The following is a 13,353-nucleotide window of genomic DNA, read 5'->3' on the forward strand; positions in this document are numbered from 1 at the left end:
GCTCGACCCTCATTGCCCACGCCCCGGCAAGGCAAAGCAATAGCCGGCATTGCGCAGCGTCTTTAAGGCTTCCAGGGGCTCCAGCTTGCGGCGCAGGCGGCTCACCAGTATGTCCACGGCACGTGTGTAGAGATCGGCCTCCTGCCCGCGCAGCCGGTTGAGGATCTCGTCGCGCGAGAACACGCGGCCGGGCTCGCGGGCCAAGAGCAGCAAGAGCTCGTACTCGGTGCTGGTCAGCTCCAGCAAGCTGGCACCACATCGCACCTCGCGCCGCGCCGTGTCGATCTCCAGGCCCTCGAAGAGCAGCTGGGCGCTGGCCGATGAAGACGCCAGACGGGTGCGCCGAAGTATGGTCTGCAACCGTGCCGCCAGTTCGCGTGGTTCGAAGGGCTTGGCCAGGTAGTCGTCGGCACCCAGCTCCAGGCCGACCACGCGGTCGGTCAGGTCGCCACGGGCGGTGAGCATCAGGACGGGCATGTCGCGCCAGGGTTCGGAACCAGCGCGCAGCCGCTTGCAGAACTCGAAGCCGTCCATCTCGGGCAGCATGCCGTCGAGAATGAGCGCATCGAAGCGCTGGGCCTTGAGACGCTGCAGCGCCGCGCTGGGCCGCGTGACCGCTTCGAGCTCGAAGTCGAAGCGCTTCAGGTACTGAGCCAGTGGGGCGGACAGCGCCTCGTCGTCGTCGATCAGGAGCAGGCGGTGCATCGCTTCATTGTGCCCGGCGGCCCAGGCGGCTGCGCAGCAGGAAGCGCAGGGCCTGCTGCTGGTCAAAGTCCAGGCCGTCGAAGAAGTCTGCGGCGGCATCGATCAAGGCCGGGCCGGCATCTCTCAGCGCGTCCAGCCGGGCGTTGAAGATCTCGCGCGCCGCTGCCCGGTCGAAGTTCTCGCTGGCCACCAGGTCCTGCACGCCAGCCGGCGACAGCGCCGTGCGCAGCCCGCGACGTTGGCGCTGGGCCAAGCTCAGCAACTCGTCAAGTTGGCGCTGCTGGGCCGTGGTCAGGTCCAGGTGGCTGGCCACTTGGTCGACGCGGTCCTCAAAGCTTTGGGGTGCATGACCGTGGTGGCGATGGTCGAATCCATGGTGGTTGGCGTGACCATGGTGACGGCCGTTGCGATGGAACAGGCTCATGGCAAGGAATCTCATCATCGTGTCTCTCGTGGCGTCTGGGATGGGGCGAATGATTCCCGTCCCCGCCGTGCGGGGCATCTCGCTGCCGTATCGCTGGGTTTCGTTTTGTATCCAGCCAGGAGGCGCCCTCTACAATCGCCCCTCCCCCGTAGCCATTGATCTGGCGGCCCCTCAGGCCGCCCGCGAGCCATGACCGAACTTGCCAAGTCCTTCGAACCCGCCGCCCTGGAAGCCCATTGGGGCCCGCTGTGGGAGTCCCAGGGCCTCTACAAGCCATCGCTGGACACGAGCCGCGAGTCCTTCTGCATCCAGCTGCCGCCGCCCAACGTCACCGGCACGCTGCACATGGGGCATGCGTTCAACCAGACCATCATGGACTCGTTGACCCGCTACCACCGCATGCTCGGCCACAACACGCTGTGGGTGCCGGGCACCGACCACGCCGGCATCGCCACGCAGATCGTGGTGGAGCGCCAGCTGCAGGAGAAGGGCCAGAACCGGCATGAGCTCGGCCGCAAGAACTTTGTTGCCCGCGTCTGGGAGTGGAAGGAGCAGAGCGGCAACACCATCACGCGCCAGATGCGCCGCATGGGCGACTCGGTGTCCTGGGAGCATGAGTACTTCACGATGGACGAGAAGCTCTCGTCCGTCGTCACCGACACCTTCGTCAAGCTCTTCGAAGAAGGCCTGATCTACCGCGGCAAGCGCCTGGTGAGCTGGGACCCGATCCTGAAGTCGGCCGTGTCCGACCTCGAGGTCGAGAGCGAGGAGGAAGACGGGTCTCTCTGGCACATCCGCTATCCGATGGCCGAAGGAGCTGAGTCGCTGGTGGTTGCCACCACCCGCCCCGAGACCATGCTGGGCGACACCGCCGTGATGGTGCACCCGGAAGACGAGCGCTACACCCACCTGATCGGCAAGCAGGTGCGCCTGCCCATCACCGGCCGCCTGGTGCCGGTGATCGCCGACGACTACGTGGACAAGGATTTCGGCACCGGCGTCGTGAAGGTGACGCCGGCGCACGACCAGAACGACTACCAGGTCGGCCTGCGCCACAAGCTGCCGATGCTGACCATCTTCACGCTGGAAGCCAAGGTCAATGACGAGGCGCCTGAGGCCTATCGCGGCCTGGACCGCTTTGTGGCCCGCAAGAAGATCGTGGCCCAGCTGGAAGAAGAAGGCCTGCTGGTCGAGGTCAAGAAGCACAAGCTGATGGTGCCGCGCTGCGCCCGCACCGGCCAGGTGATCGAGCCGATGCTGACGGACCAGTGGTTCGTGGCGATGACGAAAGCTGGCGCCAACGGCAAGAGCATTGCTGACGAAGCCATCGAGGTCGTGGACTCGGGCGAGGTGAAGTTCGTGCCCGAGAACTGGGTCAACACCTACAACCAGTGGATGAAGAACATCCAGGACTGGTGCATCTCGCGCCAGCTCTGGTGGGGCCACCAGATCCCGGCCTGGTACGACGAAGACGGCAAGGTCTACGTGGCCAAGACAGAAGCTGAAGCTCAGGCGAAGGCGCCCGGCAAGACGCTGACCCGCGACGAAGACGTGCTGGACACCTGGTTCTCTTCCGCCATGGTGCCTTTCTCCACGCTGGGCTGGCCCGAGAAGACCATCGAGCAGGACCTCTTCCTGCCCTCCTCCGTGCTCGTGACCGGCTACGACATCATCTTCTTCTGGGTCGCCCGGATGATCATGATGAGCAAGCACTTCACCGGCAAGGTGCCTTTCAAGCATGTCTACATCCACGGCCTGGTGCTCGATGCACAGGGCAAGAAGATGAGCAAGTCCGAAGGCAATGTGCTGGACCCGGTGGACCTGATCGACGGCATCGCCCTGCCCGAGCTGCTGGACAAGCGCAGCACCGGCCTGCGCAAACCCGAGAACGCGCCCAAGGTGCGCAAGGCCACCGAGAAGGAATTCCCGGAAGGCATTCCTGGTTACGGCGCCGATGCGCTGCGTTTCACCTTCGCCTCGATGGCGACCTTGGGTCGCAGCGTCAACTTCGACTCCAAGCGCTGCGAGGGCTACCGCAACTTCTGCAACAAGCTCTGGAACGCCACGCGCTTCGTGCTGATGAACACCGAAGGCCAGGACTGCGGCCTGGCGCATGAGCAAGGCCAGTGCCCACCGGGCTATATGAGCTTCAGCAAGGCAGACCGCTGGATCGCCGGCGAGCTGCAGCGCGTGGAAGCCGCCGTGGCGCAAGGCTTTGCCGAGTACCGACTGGACAACGTGGCCAGCGCCATCTACTCGTTCGTGTGGGATGAGTACTGCGACTGGTACCTGGAAATCGCCAAGGTCCAGATCCAAGATGCCAAGGATCGCGGCGACGAAGCGCAACAGCGCGCCACGCGCCGCACCCTGATCCGCGTGCTGGAAACCACGCTGCGCCTGCTGCACCCGATCACGCCCTTCATCACTGAGGAGCTGTGGCAGAAGGTGGCGCCCGTGGCGGGCCGTGGGCCCGGCACTCAGGATGGTTCGGGTCGCAAGGTGAGCGAGTACATCGTGACCGCCGCCTACCCCATCGCCGCGCTGGAGCGCATCGACCCCGCGGCCGATGCCTGGGTGGCGAACCTGAAGTCCATGGTCGGCACCTGCCGCAGCCTGCGCAGCGAAATGGGCCTCTCGCCTTCAGACCGCGTGCCGTTGCTCGTGGGTGGTGACACCGGCTTCGTCAAGGAAGCTGCCGCGATCTTGAAGACGCTGGCCAAGCTGGCCGAGGTGCAGATCATGGACGACGAAGCTGCCTTCCAGGCTGCCAGCTCGATGTCGCCGGTGCTGGTGCATGGTGACGCTCGCCTGGCCCTGAAGGTCGAGATCGACGTGGAAGCCGAGAAGGCCCGCCTGGGCAAGGAAATCGCCCGCCTGGAAGGCGAGATCGCCAAGGCCGAGGCCAAGCTCGGCAATGAAGGCTTCGTGGCGCGTGCGCCAGAGGCAGTGGTGGCGCAGGAGCGTCAGAGGGTTGCGGATTTCAGCAATACCGTGAAGCGCTTGCGCGCGCAGTTGGATCAGTTGCTGGCCCGCTGAAGCGGGTTACAGCAATACCGTGAAGCGCTTGCGCGCGCAGTTGGATCAGTTGCTGGCCCGCTGAAGCGGGTTACAGCAATACCGTGAAGCGCTTGCGCGCGCAGTTGGATCTGTTGCTGGCCCGCTGAAGCGGGTTACAGCAATACCGTCACGCGCTTGCGCGCGCAACTGACTCTGTTGCTGAACCGCTGAAGCGGCTTACCGCCACCGCAGCTCGTCTGCGGGGTCCGGGAGGTCGGCCGGGAAGGTCGAGCGGAACTCTGGCGGCGGTTCCGGCGTGGCGGCGAGCAATTCGTCGATGCGGCGGGCCACGCCCCAGGCCGCGCGCGTGCGTGACTCCTTGGTCGTGCCCGAGAGGCGCGGCGTGACCTGGATGCCGGCCAGGCCATGCAAGGGCTTGCCGGGGTCCATCAGGCCGGGCTCGAGGCTGTCGAACCAGGTTGCCAGCACACGGCCCTCCTGCAGCACGCGGGCCAGCGCAGCGTCGTCCACCAGGGCCGAATGGCCGATGCAGATCAGCACCTGGCCCGGCTTGGCAAAACCGAGCACGCGTTCGCCCAGCAGGCCGCGATAGCGCTGGAAGAAGCCCAGCAGCAAAGCCACGCCGTCGCTCAGCTCCATCAGCTCGCGCAAAGGCACGGGCTCGATGCCCCATTGCGCCCAGATCGGGTCGCTCTGGTGCAGGCTCGGGTCGTAGCCGACCACGCGGGTGCCGAAAGCTGGCAGCAGCTGTGCCAGCAGCTTGGCGGCCGGCGTGATGCCTATCAGGCCTACCGTGGCGCAACCCAACTCGCGGCCGACCAGCATGCCGTCGCTGGAAAGCACAGGCACGCGACGCAACATGGCCAGCAAGCCGCCGACGACGAACTCGGCCTCGGCGCCGGCCGTGGCCGTGAGGCTGCGCACCACCTCGACACGCGCGGCCCGGCAGGCTTCGGCATCGATGTTCTCGGCACCGCCGCTCATGCGACCCACCACACGCAGGCGCGGCGCGGCGCGCAAGAGCGTGGCGTCCACCGCCACCGAGGGCGGCAGCACCACGGCCTGCACCTGATGCAGGGCCTCACGCAGATGATGGGGTTCGGTGGCCAGGTCGGGCGCGTAATGAACGGCATGGCGCTCGGCCAGCCACTGCATCACTTCGGCCTCCAGCGGCTCGACGATCAGCATGCTCACAATGCAACGAGCTCCGCTTGTCCTGCTACGGAGACATGGGGGCCCCATGCAACAATCCCTCGCAAATTCATATGAGAGATTTCGGGCATGGCATTCAGCACATCGGTCACAAAAGCGATCTTCCCTGTTGCAGGCTTGGGCACGCGCTTCCTGCCGGCCACCAAGGCCCAGCCCAAGGAAATGCTGCCGGTGGTCGACAAGCCGCTGATCCAGTACGCCGTTGAAGAGGCCTATGCCGCCGGCGTACGCGAAATGATTTTCGTGACCGGCCGCCACAAGCGGCCGATCGAAGACCACTTTGACATGACTTTCGAGCTCGAGGTAGCCCTTGAACAGGCGGGTAAAGCCGAGTTGCTCGAGGTGGTGCGCAGCGTCAAGCCCGACGACATGGAATGCATCTATGTGCGCCAGGCCCAGGCGCTGGGCCTGGGCCACGCCGTCTTGTGCGCACAGCGCCTGGTCGGCAATGAACCGTTCGCTGTGCTGCTGGCAGACGACCTGATGGTCGGTGAAACCCCCATCCTCAAGCAGATGGTCGAGCAGTACGCGGAATGGCGAGCCTCCATCCTCGCTGTGCAGGAAGTGCCCGCGGAACACACGCGCCGATATGGCATCGTGGCCGGCTCGGTGGTCAATGACAAGCTGGTCGATGTGAGCCGCATCGTCGAGAAACCAGCGCCCGAAGACGCGCCCTCACGCCTGGGGGTGGCCGGCCGCTACATCCTGACGCCCGGCGTCTTCCATGAAATCGCCAACCAGCCGCGCGGCGTGGGCGGCGAAATCCAGCTGACCGACGGCATCGCAGGGCTGCTCCGCCGGGAGAAGGTGTTCGCTTATCGCTACGAGGGCAAGCGCTATGACTGCGGCAGCAAGGAAGGTTTTCTGCAGGCGAATGTGGAGCTGGCGCTGGCGCATCCGCAGCTGGGCGGCGGATTTCGCGACTACCTCAAGGGTCTGGCGCTTTGAGTTCGAATCCCCGCCTGCCAGCAACTCTCCCCCCCGAGCAACTGATCCGGCCACACCTCGACTACCTGGATGGCTGGCGCGGCCTGGCCATCGTGCTGCTGCTTACCGGGCACTTCTTTCCGGTTGCCGGCATCAACCTGGGCGCGCTCGGGGTAAATTTCTTCTTCGTTCTGTCGGGCTGGCTGATGACGCGGCTGCTGTTCGTCCAGCAGACGCCGCTGGACTCGTTCCACCGCCGGCGGATCTCACGCATCCTGCCCGCACATCTGGCCTTCCTGCTGGTGATCTCCATGACCCTGTATCTCACGGGTCGACCGGTCAGCGCCAGCGAGACCGGCGCCGCCGCGCTGTTCCTGAACAACTACTGGGCCCCGGAGCCCGGCCAGGCCTTGATGCCCTTCGGCCATATCTGGTCGCTATCGGTCGAGGAGCATTGCTATGTGCTGCTGTCGCTGATTGCCTTGGCCGCGCGGCGCTGGCGTCTGCCGCCCATGGCTGGAATCGCGCTGGCAGCCGGCGTCTGCATGGCCTGCGCCCTTGCCTACAGCTGGCTCCAAGCCAGTCCACAACTGCAGTTCGATCAGTATCTGCGCACCGAGGTGGCGGGCTACGGCATTTTCGCCTCGGCTCTGATCTTCCTTGCATTGCAGCGCCTTCGTCTGGAGGCCGTGCCTGCAGCCCTGGTCATCGGTCTTCTGATGCTCGCCTGCGTTCTGCATTGGTGGTCGGTACCGGCAGCGGTGCAGAAGATCTTTGGGGTGGGCGCACTGGCCATAGCCGTCATCCTGCTGCCAATCACGGCGCCCTGGCTGCAGCGTGCACTGTCCTGGCGACCACTGTGCCTAGTCGGCACCTGGTCGTTTTCGCTCTACCTCTGGCAGCAGCCCTTCTACCTCTGGTCGCGTTCTGACGACGGGACGGCCTGGTGGGCCTTGTCCGCCTCGCTGGCTGCGGGCCTGCTGTCGTTCTACGCACTTGAGCAGCCGCTGCGCCGACTGCTGAACCGCCGCTGGGTTGGCTCGAGGGAAATCCAGGCCTGATCCCCCGAACCGGCATCCCCGAATCGCGGGGTTGGGCGCGCAATTCCTAATGACCCCAGCCGCATCCAGGAGCACATTGCAGCAATCTCAAAGCAGCCAGCACCGCCATCCGTGGTGCCCGCAATATGGACCCGCAAGAATACCGCGCCCTGCCTTCGGAGCAACTCCGCACGCGCGACCTACTGGCGCTGATGCCAGCGCGCGGTGGCGTGGCGCTCGACATTGGCGCGCGAGATGGCCACTTCTCGCTGCTACTGGCCGAACGCTTTGAGCGCGTGATTGCGCTGGACCTGGTGATGCCCACGGTCCAGCATCCGCGCGTCGAATGCGTGAAGGGCAATGCGGCGCAGATTGACCTGCCGGACAACTCGATAGACCTGGTGTTCTGCGCCGAAGTGCTGGAGCACATTCCCACGCCACTGCTGCCCCAAGTCTGCAGTGAACTGCAGCGAGTCAGCCGCTCGCAATTGCTGATTGGCGTACCGTACCGGCAGGACATTCTGGTCGGCCGCACCAGCTGCCGGGCCTGTGGCGGCAGCAGCCCGCCCTGGGGCCATGTGAACGCCTTCGACGAGCACAAGCTAGCCGGCCTGTTTGGCGGCTGCAACGTGGCCGAAATGAACTTCGTGGGCAGCAACCGCGAGCGCACGAATGCACTGTCAGCCCTATTGATGGACTGGGCGGGCAACCCCTACGGTACCTACTGCCAGGACGAGCCCTGCGTTCATTGCGGGCAGGCATTGCAAGGCCCGCCACCACGTGGCCTGCACCAGAAGCTGCTGACCAAGCTGGCCTTCCTGACGCGCTGGCCCAGCATGGCGACGGCCAAGCCGCATGGCAACTGGATCCATCTACTGCTGAACAAGAACAGGCCAGCGGTCATGGCCCCGGCGCTTGCGCAGCGCGAAACTACGAGAACGGCCGTCGCCGCCTAAAAATCCGGGGGCGCTCAGCCGGCGGCGGTCAGACCAGCACTTCCACCACCCCCGCGTGCCCCAGGAAGTCCTGCGGGCTGGCGCTGGCGCCATAGGCACCCGACTGGAACACCACGACCAGGTCGCCCTCACGGGCGGCCGGCAGGTCCATCTTGTCGGCCAGCAGGTCCAGCGGTGTACACAGCGGGCCCACGGCCGAGGCGACTTCTCGCTGCGCTGCATCGGCACGGTTGCCGATCGTGACCGGGTAGTTCTTGCGCACCACCTGACCAAAATTGCCTGAAGCCGAGAGGTGGTGATTGAGGCCGCCGTCGGTAACCAGGTAGACCTGGCCGCGCGACACCTTCTTGTCCAGCACGCGGGTGACGTACACGCCGGCTTCGCCGACGAAGTAGCGACCCAGCTCGATCACCAGATGCGCCTCGGGCATTTCCGTCGCGGCTCGCTCCAGCAACTGCGCCAGATTGGCACCAATGGGGGCCAGGTCCAGACGTTCCTCGCCGGGGAAATAAGGAATGCCGAAACCACCACCGAGATTCAGAAAGCGCACCGGCGCCGGTGCATCAGCAGCCAAGCGAAGTGCCAGCTCGTATGACTTTTGCTGGGCCTCGCAGATGGCCTCGGCCTTCAGGTTCTGCGAACCGGCGAACAGGTGAAAGCCCTCGAAGGCCAGACCCAGCGCCCCAATGCGCGCCAGCAGTTCCGGCACCAGTTCGGCATCGACGCCAAACTGCTTCGGGCCACCGCCCATGCGCATGCCCGAGCCCTTCAGCTCGAAATCCGGATTGACGCGCACGGCCACGCGCGCCGGCAAACCCAGATCCTTGGAAATGCCAGCCAGCAGCTCGACCTCGCGGAAGGATTCAACGTTGAGAAGCACGCCGGCCGCCACAGCCTGACGAAGCTCGGCCTCGCGCTTGCCGGGGCCGGCGAAGCTGACCTCGGCCACATCGGCGCCTGCATCCAGGGCCACCTTGAGCTCGCCAGCCGAAGCGACGTCGATGCCATCGACCAGCCCGGCCATCACGCCGACGACGGCCGGCATCGGGTTGGCCTTCATCGCGTAATGCAGCTTGATGGCCTTGGGCAGCGCCGCACGAAGCTCGGCAACGCGGCGCTTCAGGAGCTCGCGGTCGTAGGCATAGAAAGGCGTTTGCCCGACTCGCGCAGCCAGGCGCGTGAGCTGAAGTCCGCCAACGACAAGTTCGCCCTGCTCGATGCGGAACTGGGACATGGGCGCGTGAACCGGCGGCGCCTTGCGAAGAGGGAGTGCGGAGTCAGACATCAGGCGTGCATCAGAGGTTGGCGATCCACTCGGTGGAGAGCAGCTTGCGATCGATCTTTCCATTGGGGTTGCGTGGCAGCGGGCCCGCACGTTCGGCGATGCCGGCCGGCACCATGTAGGCCGGCATGTGCTTGCGACATTCGGCGGCAAGGAGCGCCTGATCCAGCGCGGCGGCACCTGCGGGCGGCGTGGCAATGACCTGGATGGCCTGGCCCAGCGTCGGATGGTCGACACCGAAGGCCACGCACTCGCCAACCAGCTTGGTGGCATAGAGGATTTCCTCGACCTCGGTGGGGCTCACGCGGTAGCCAGAGGTCTTCATCATCTCGTCACGGCGACCAATGAAATACAGGAACCCGTCGGCATCTTGGCGCACGGTATCGCCTGAGAAAACGGCGTACTCGGGCAGTTGCAACCCGGCCTGGCGGCCCGGGGCGCCAGCGGGCAGAAGCTTGTAGCGCTCGGCCGTTTTCTCGGCGTCGTTCCAGTAGCCCATGCCGACGAGAGCGCCGCGATGCACCAGCTCGCCCGGCTCCTCGGGTGCGCAAGGCGAGCCGTCTTCGCGCAGCACCAGGATCTCGGCATTCGGGATCGCCTTGCCTATGGAGTCGGGCCGGCGGTCCACTTCCTCAGGTGGCAGATAAGTCGAGCGGAAAGCCTCGGTCAGGCCGTACATCAGGTAGGGCTTGGCCGCAGGCACGCGGGCACGCAGGGCGTCAAGCGTCTCGCGCGGCATGCGGCCACCAGTATTGGCGAAGTAGCGCAGGTGCTCGTTGATGGCGGCCGGCCATTCCATCTGCGTCAGCTGGATGTAGAGCGGCGGCACGGCCGTGAGGCCGGTGACCTTCTCGCGCTCCAGCGCCTTCAGCACGTCGCGCGGCATCAGGTAGTTCAGTAGCACGACGCGAGCGCCGGTGTGAAAGGCGGTCGTAAGCTGGCTGAAGCCGGCGTCGAAAGACAGCGGCAATGCGGCCAACAAGGTGTCGTCCGCTCGGTTCTCCAGGTAGGAGGCCACGCTCTTGGCGCCGGCCACCATGTTCCGGTGCGACAGCACCACGCCCTTGGGCCGACCCGTGGATCCCGAGGTGTAGAGGATGGCCGCCATATCGGTATCGATCACGCGATGGCCAGCACACGCCGGCGTGGCCAACAGCTCGGTCCAGTCGAGCAAGACCTGGCCTTGCGCGTCTGCCGTGGGCCTGCCCGTGAGCACCACATGAGCCACAGTGGGACAGCCGTTCAGCTCCTCGCCCAGCAAGGCATGGCGCTCGGGCGACGTGACCAACACGCGCACGTCACAGTCGCGCAGGATGAAGCCGACCTGCTCGGGCTTGAGCAGCGGGTTCAGCGGTACGAAAACCAAGCCGGCGGCCGGTGCGGCGAAGCTCGCCACGACGGTCTCAAAGCGCTTCTCGAGGTAGATGCCGACGCGGTCGCCGCGGTTCAGGCCAAGGCCGATCAGCGCGGCAGCCAGCGCCTGCACCTGGCCGGCCAGTTCGGCATAGCTCAAGCTGGCGGCCTGGTAGCTCAGCGCGATGGCGGTCGGCGTCTGTTCCGCACTGCGCAGGATCAGGTGGTGCAGATGACTGGCGTCGTTTCGAGCAAGCATGGGCAGGAGGCAGGCAGGAATGGGGGGTGGCCGCACACGTGCACGGCTGATCAGCCGGGAATGTAGCGCAGCCCATGGGGCGGCGGCCGTGAAGCAAGCCGCAGCTGACCTCTATTTGAGGGGCAATCACGCACGGAGCCGCCAAGGCCTGGGCGGTAAGATGCCTGGCTACCCGGAACGCGCCCAAGGCGCCCCATTTTCCCCATGCAAATCGAAGCCCAAGTCCTCCGCATCCTCGACGAGGTTCTGAGCCTGGGCGGCCGCAGCGCCGCCTTTGACCGCAACACCCATCTGCTGGGCGCGATCCCGGAGCTCGATTCCATGGCCGTCGTCTCGCTGCTGACCGCGCTGGAAGAACAGCTGGGCCTGGTCGTTGACGACGATGACATCGACGGCGCCACCTTTGCCACGGTCGGCTCGCTCAGCGATTTCGTCAGCGCCAAGTTGGGCGCCTGAGGCTGCCGCATCCGCCGCCGATGCTTGAAGCCTTCTTCCTCGAAGCACCCGACGGCGGCCAACGCTACTGCCTGTTCCACGGCAGCACGGCCGCACCGCGGGCGCTGCTGCTCTATGTCCACCCGTTCGCCGAAGAGCTGAACAAGACTCGCCGCATGGCCGCGCTGCAAAGCCGCCTGCTGGCCGAGAGCGGCGTCTCTGTGTTGCAGATCGACCTGAAAGGCTGTGGCGACAGTAGCGGCGACTTCGGCGACGCGAGCTGGCAGGACTGGCTGGATGACATCGAGGCCGCCCGCCAGTGGCTGGTGGCTCGCTTCCCCGACGCACCGCTGTGGCTTTGGGGCCTGCGCGCCGGCTGTCTGCTGGCAAGCGCCGCCGCACGGGCCGAGCCCGGCTGGAGCGGCCAACTGTGGTGGCAGCCGCCGGCCAGCGGCAAGCTGCTAGCCCAGCAATGGTTGCGCCTGAAGGCCGCCGGCGAGATGCTGGGCGGCGGCGGCAGCGCTGCAAAGGGCGCAATGGAGCAACTGCGCCAGCAGCTCGCGGTGGGCGAGGCTGTCGAGATCGCCGGCTACATCTGCGCGGCCTCGCTGATTCTTGGACTGGACGCAGCCACCCTGCATTCGCCGGGCCCGCAGCCACTGATCTGGCTGGAGCTAAGCCGCGACGCCGAAGCGCCCGCACTCACGCCGGTCGCCACCAAACAGGTCGAAACCTGGCGTGCCGCCGGAATGCCAATCGCGGCCGAGGCCGTCACCGGCCCGGCCTTCTGGGCCACGACCGAGATCGAGGAAGCGCCGATGCTCTTGCAAGCCACCATGCGCTTGCTGCTGGAGGCCCTGGCATGAGGGAACTCGCACTGCAATGGGATTGCGCCGGAGCGCCAGTCCTGGGTGTCCTGAGCCCGGCGGCGGGTACCAAGGTAAGCGACCTGGGCGTGCTCATCGTCGTCGGCGGGCCGCAATACCGGGTCGGCAGTCACCGCCAATTCACCCTGTTGGCGCGCGACGTCGCAGCAGCCGGCCACGCCTGCCTGCGCTTCGACGTGCGCGGCATGGGCGACAGCGGCGGCGCGGCACGCAGCTTTGAATCGCTGGATGACGACATTGCGGCGGCCTTGGACGAACTGCAGCGCCAGGCGCCGCAGGTACGCCGGATCGTGCTCTGGGGGCTTTGCGACGGTGCTTCGGCTGCCTTGCTCTACCTTCAGCGGCGCGGCGATGCGCGCGTCGCCGGCCTGGTCCTGCTAAACCCCTGGGTCCGCTCGGTGCTTAGCCAGGCCCGCACCCAGGTCAAGCACTACTACTTGCAGCGGCTGCGACAACGCGAGTTCTGGGCCAAACTTCTGGGCGGTCGCGTGGCGCTCGGCGCCTTCGGCGAGCTGCTGGCTGCGCTGAAGCGTGCCTTCAGATCTGGCAACAGGACAGGCGCCATGGCGGAATCCGATCTGAGCTACCAAGCGCAAATGGCTGCTGCCTGGCTCGCGTTCCCGGGGCGCATCCTGTTGCTGCTGAGCGGCGAGGACTTCACTGCCAAGGAGTTCCTGGACCACGCGATGCAAGACCCGGCATGGGCACAAGCGCTACAGCGACCCGGCCTCGACCGGCAAGATTGCCCAGGAATGGACCACACGTTCTCCGGCGCTGGTGGAAAGGCCCTGGCCTCAGGGCACACTCGCGCCTGGCTGGAGCGGCTGGCTGCCAGCTCCTGAATCGCCCTCGGAG

The 13,353-nt window shown here is 66.0% G+C and carries 12 protein-coding genes; 7 read left to right on the forward strand and 5 right to left on the reverse strand.

Features of this window, described 5'->3' with window-relative positions; all coding sequences use genetic code 11:
• Positions 1 to 9: 9 nt before the first annotated feature.
• Entirely contained in the window at positions 10 to 705 is a 696-nt protein-coding gene (locus V3596_RS07165) for a response regulator transcription factor (RefSeq protein ID WP_334276993.1), read from the reverse strand.
• A 4-nt stretch (positions 706 to 709) separates the two neighbouring features.
• Complete coding sequence (locus V3596_RS07170) at positions 710 to 1,147, reverse strand: Spy/CpxP family protein refolding chaperone (protein WP_334276994.1); 438 nt, start codon at positions 1,145 to 1,147, stop codon at positions 710 to 712.
• A 171-nt stretch (positions 1,148 to 1,318) separates the two neighbouring features.
• Between V3596_RS07170 and V3596_RS07175 the strand changes: the two genes are divergently transcribed.
• Positions 1,319 to 4,165 (forward strand): valine--tRNA ligase, encoded by a 2,847-nt coding sequence (locus tag V3596_RS07175; RefSeq protein WP_334276995.1) that lies wholly within the window; start codon positions 1,319 to 1,321, stop codon positions 4,163 to 4,165.
• A 198-nt stretch (positions 4,166 to 4,363) separates the two neighbouring features.
• Here V3596_RS07175 and V3596_RS07180 read toward each other — a convergent pair whose 3' ends face one another.
• Positions 4,364 to 5,335, reverse strand: a complete 972-nt coding sequence (locus V3596_RS07180) for an NAD(P)-dependent oxidoreductase (RefSeq protein ID WP_334276996.1) — start codon at positions 5,333 to 5,335, stop codon at positions 4,364 to 4,366.
• A 93-nt stretch (positions 5,336 to 5,428) separates the two neighbouring features.
• On the opposite strand from V3596_RS07180, the gene galU reads away from it, so the two are divergent.
• From galU to V3596_RS07195, 3 genes are all read left to right on the forward strand, one after another.
• Positions 5,429 to 6,307, forward strand: coding sequence for a UTP--glucose-1-phosphate uridylyltransferase GalU (gene galU, locus V3596_RS07185; RefSeq protein ID WP_334276997.1), 879 nt, complete (start codon positions 5,429 to 5,431; stop codon positions 6,305 to 6,307).
• On the forward strand, positions 6,304 to 7,347 hold the full coding sequence (locus V3596_RS07190) for an acyltransferase family protein (protein ID WP_334276998.1): 1,044 nt from the start codon (positions 6,304 to 6,306) through the stop codon (positions 7,345 to 7,347). Before galU ends, V3596_RS07190 begins: the two co-directional genes overlap by 4 nt.
• 125 nt (positions 7,348 to 7,472) lie before the next feature.
• Positions 7,473 to 8,282 (forward strand): class I SAM-dependent methyltransferase, encoded by an 810-nt coding sequence (locus V3596_RS07195; protein ID WP_334276999.1) that lies wholly within the window; start codon positions 7,473 to 7,475, stop codon positions 8,280 to 8,282.
• A 28-nt stretch (positions 8,283 to 8,310) separates the two neighbouring features.
• Here V3596_RS07195 and V3596_RS07200 read toward each other — a convergent pair whose 3' ends face one another.
• Positions 8,311 to 9,516, reverse strand: coding sequence for a pyridoxal-dependent decarboxylase, exosortase A system-associated (locus V3596_RS07200; RefSeq protein WP_334277000.1), 1,206 nt, complete (start codon positions 9,514 to 9,516; stop codon positions 8,311 to 8,313).
• A gap of 61 nt (positions 9,517 to 9,577) precedes the next feature.
• Positions 9,578 to 11,176: an acyl-CoA ligase (AMP-forming), exosortase A system-associated gene (locus V3596_RS07205; RefSeq protein ID WP_334277001.1), complete on the reverse strand. Its 1,599-nt coding sequence runs from the start codon at positions 11,174 to 11,176 to the stop codon at positions 9,578 to 9,580.
• Between the two features lie 204 nt (positions 11,177 to 11,380).
• Between V3596_RS07205 and V3596_RS07210 the strand changes: the two genes are divergently transcribed.
• Genes V3596_RS07210 through V3596_RS07220 form a run of 3 tightly spaced genes read left to right on the forward strand, consistent with a single transcriptional unit; the run spans position 11,381 to position 13,340 of the window.
• Positions 11,381 to 11,632 carry an acyl carrier protein gene (locus V3596_RS07210; protein WP_334277002.1) on the forward strand — a complete coding sequence of 84 codons (252 nt, stop codon included), beginning with the start codon at positions 11,381 to 11,383 and terminating at the stop codon, positions 11,630 to 11,632.
• A 20-nt stretch (positions 11,633 to 11,652) separates the two neighbouring features.
• On the forward strand, positions 11,653 to 12,477 hold the full coding sequence (locus V3596_RS07215) for a hydrolase 2, exosortase A system-associated (protein WP_334277003.1): 825 nt from the start codon (positions 11,653 to 11,655) through the stop codon (positions 12,475 to 12,477).
• Positions 12,474 to 13,340: a hydrolase 1, exosortase A system-associated gene (locus tag V3596_RS07220; protein ID WP_334277004.1), complete on the forward strand. Its 867-nt coding sequence runs from the start codon at positions 12,474 to 12,476 to the stop codon at positions 13,338 to 13,340. The genes V3596_RS07215 and V3596_RS07220 overlap by 4 nt, the downstream gene beginning before the upstream one ends.
• The last annotated feature ends 13 nt before the right edge of the window (positions 13,341 to 13,353 follow it).

It is taken from the genome of Roseateles microcysteis (assembly GCF_036880965.1).
In the GTDB taxonomy this organism is placed as follows: domain Bacteria; phylum Pseudomonadota; class Gammaproteobacteria; order Burkholderiales; family Burkholderiaceae_C; genus JAUASW01.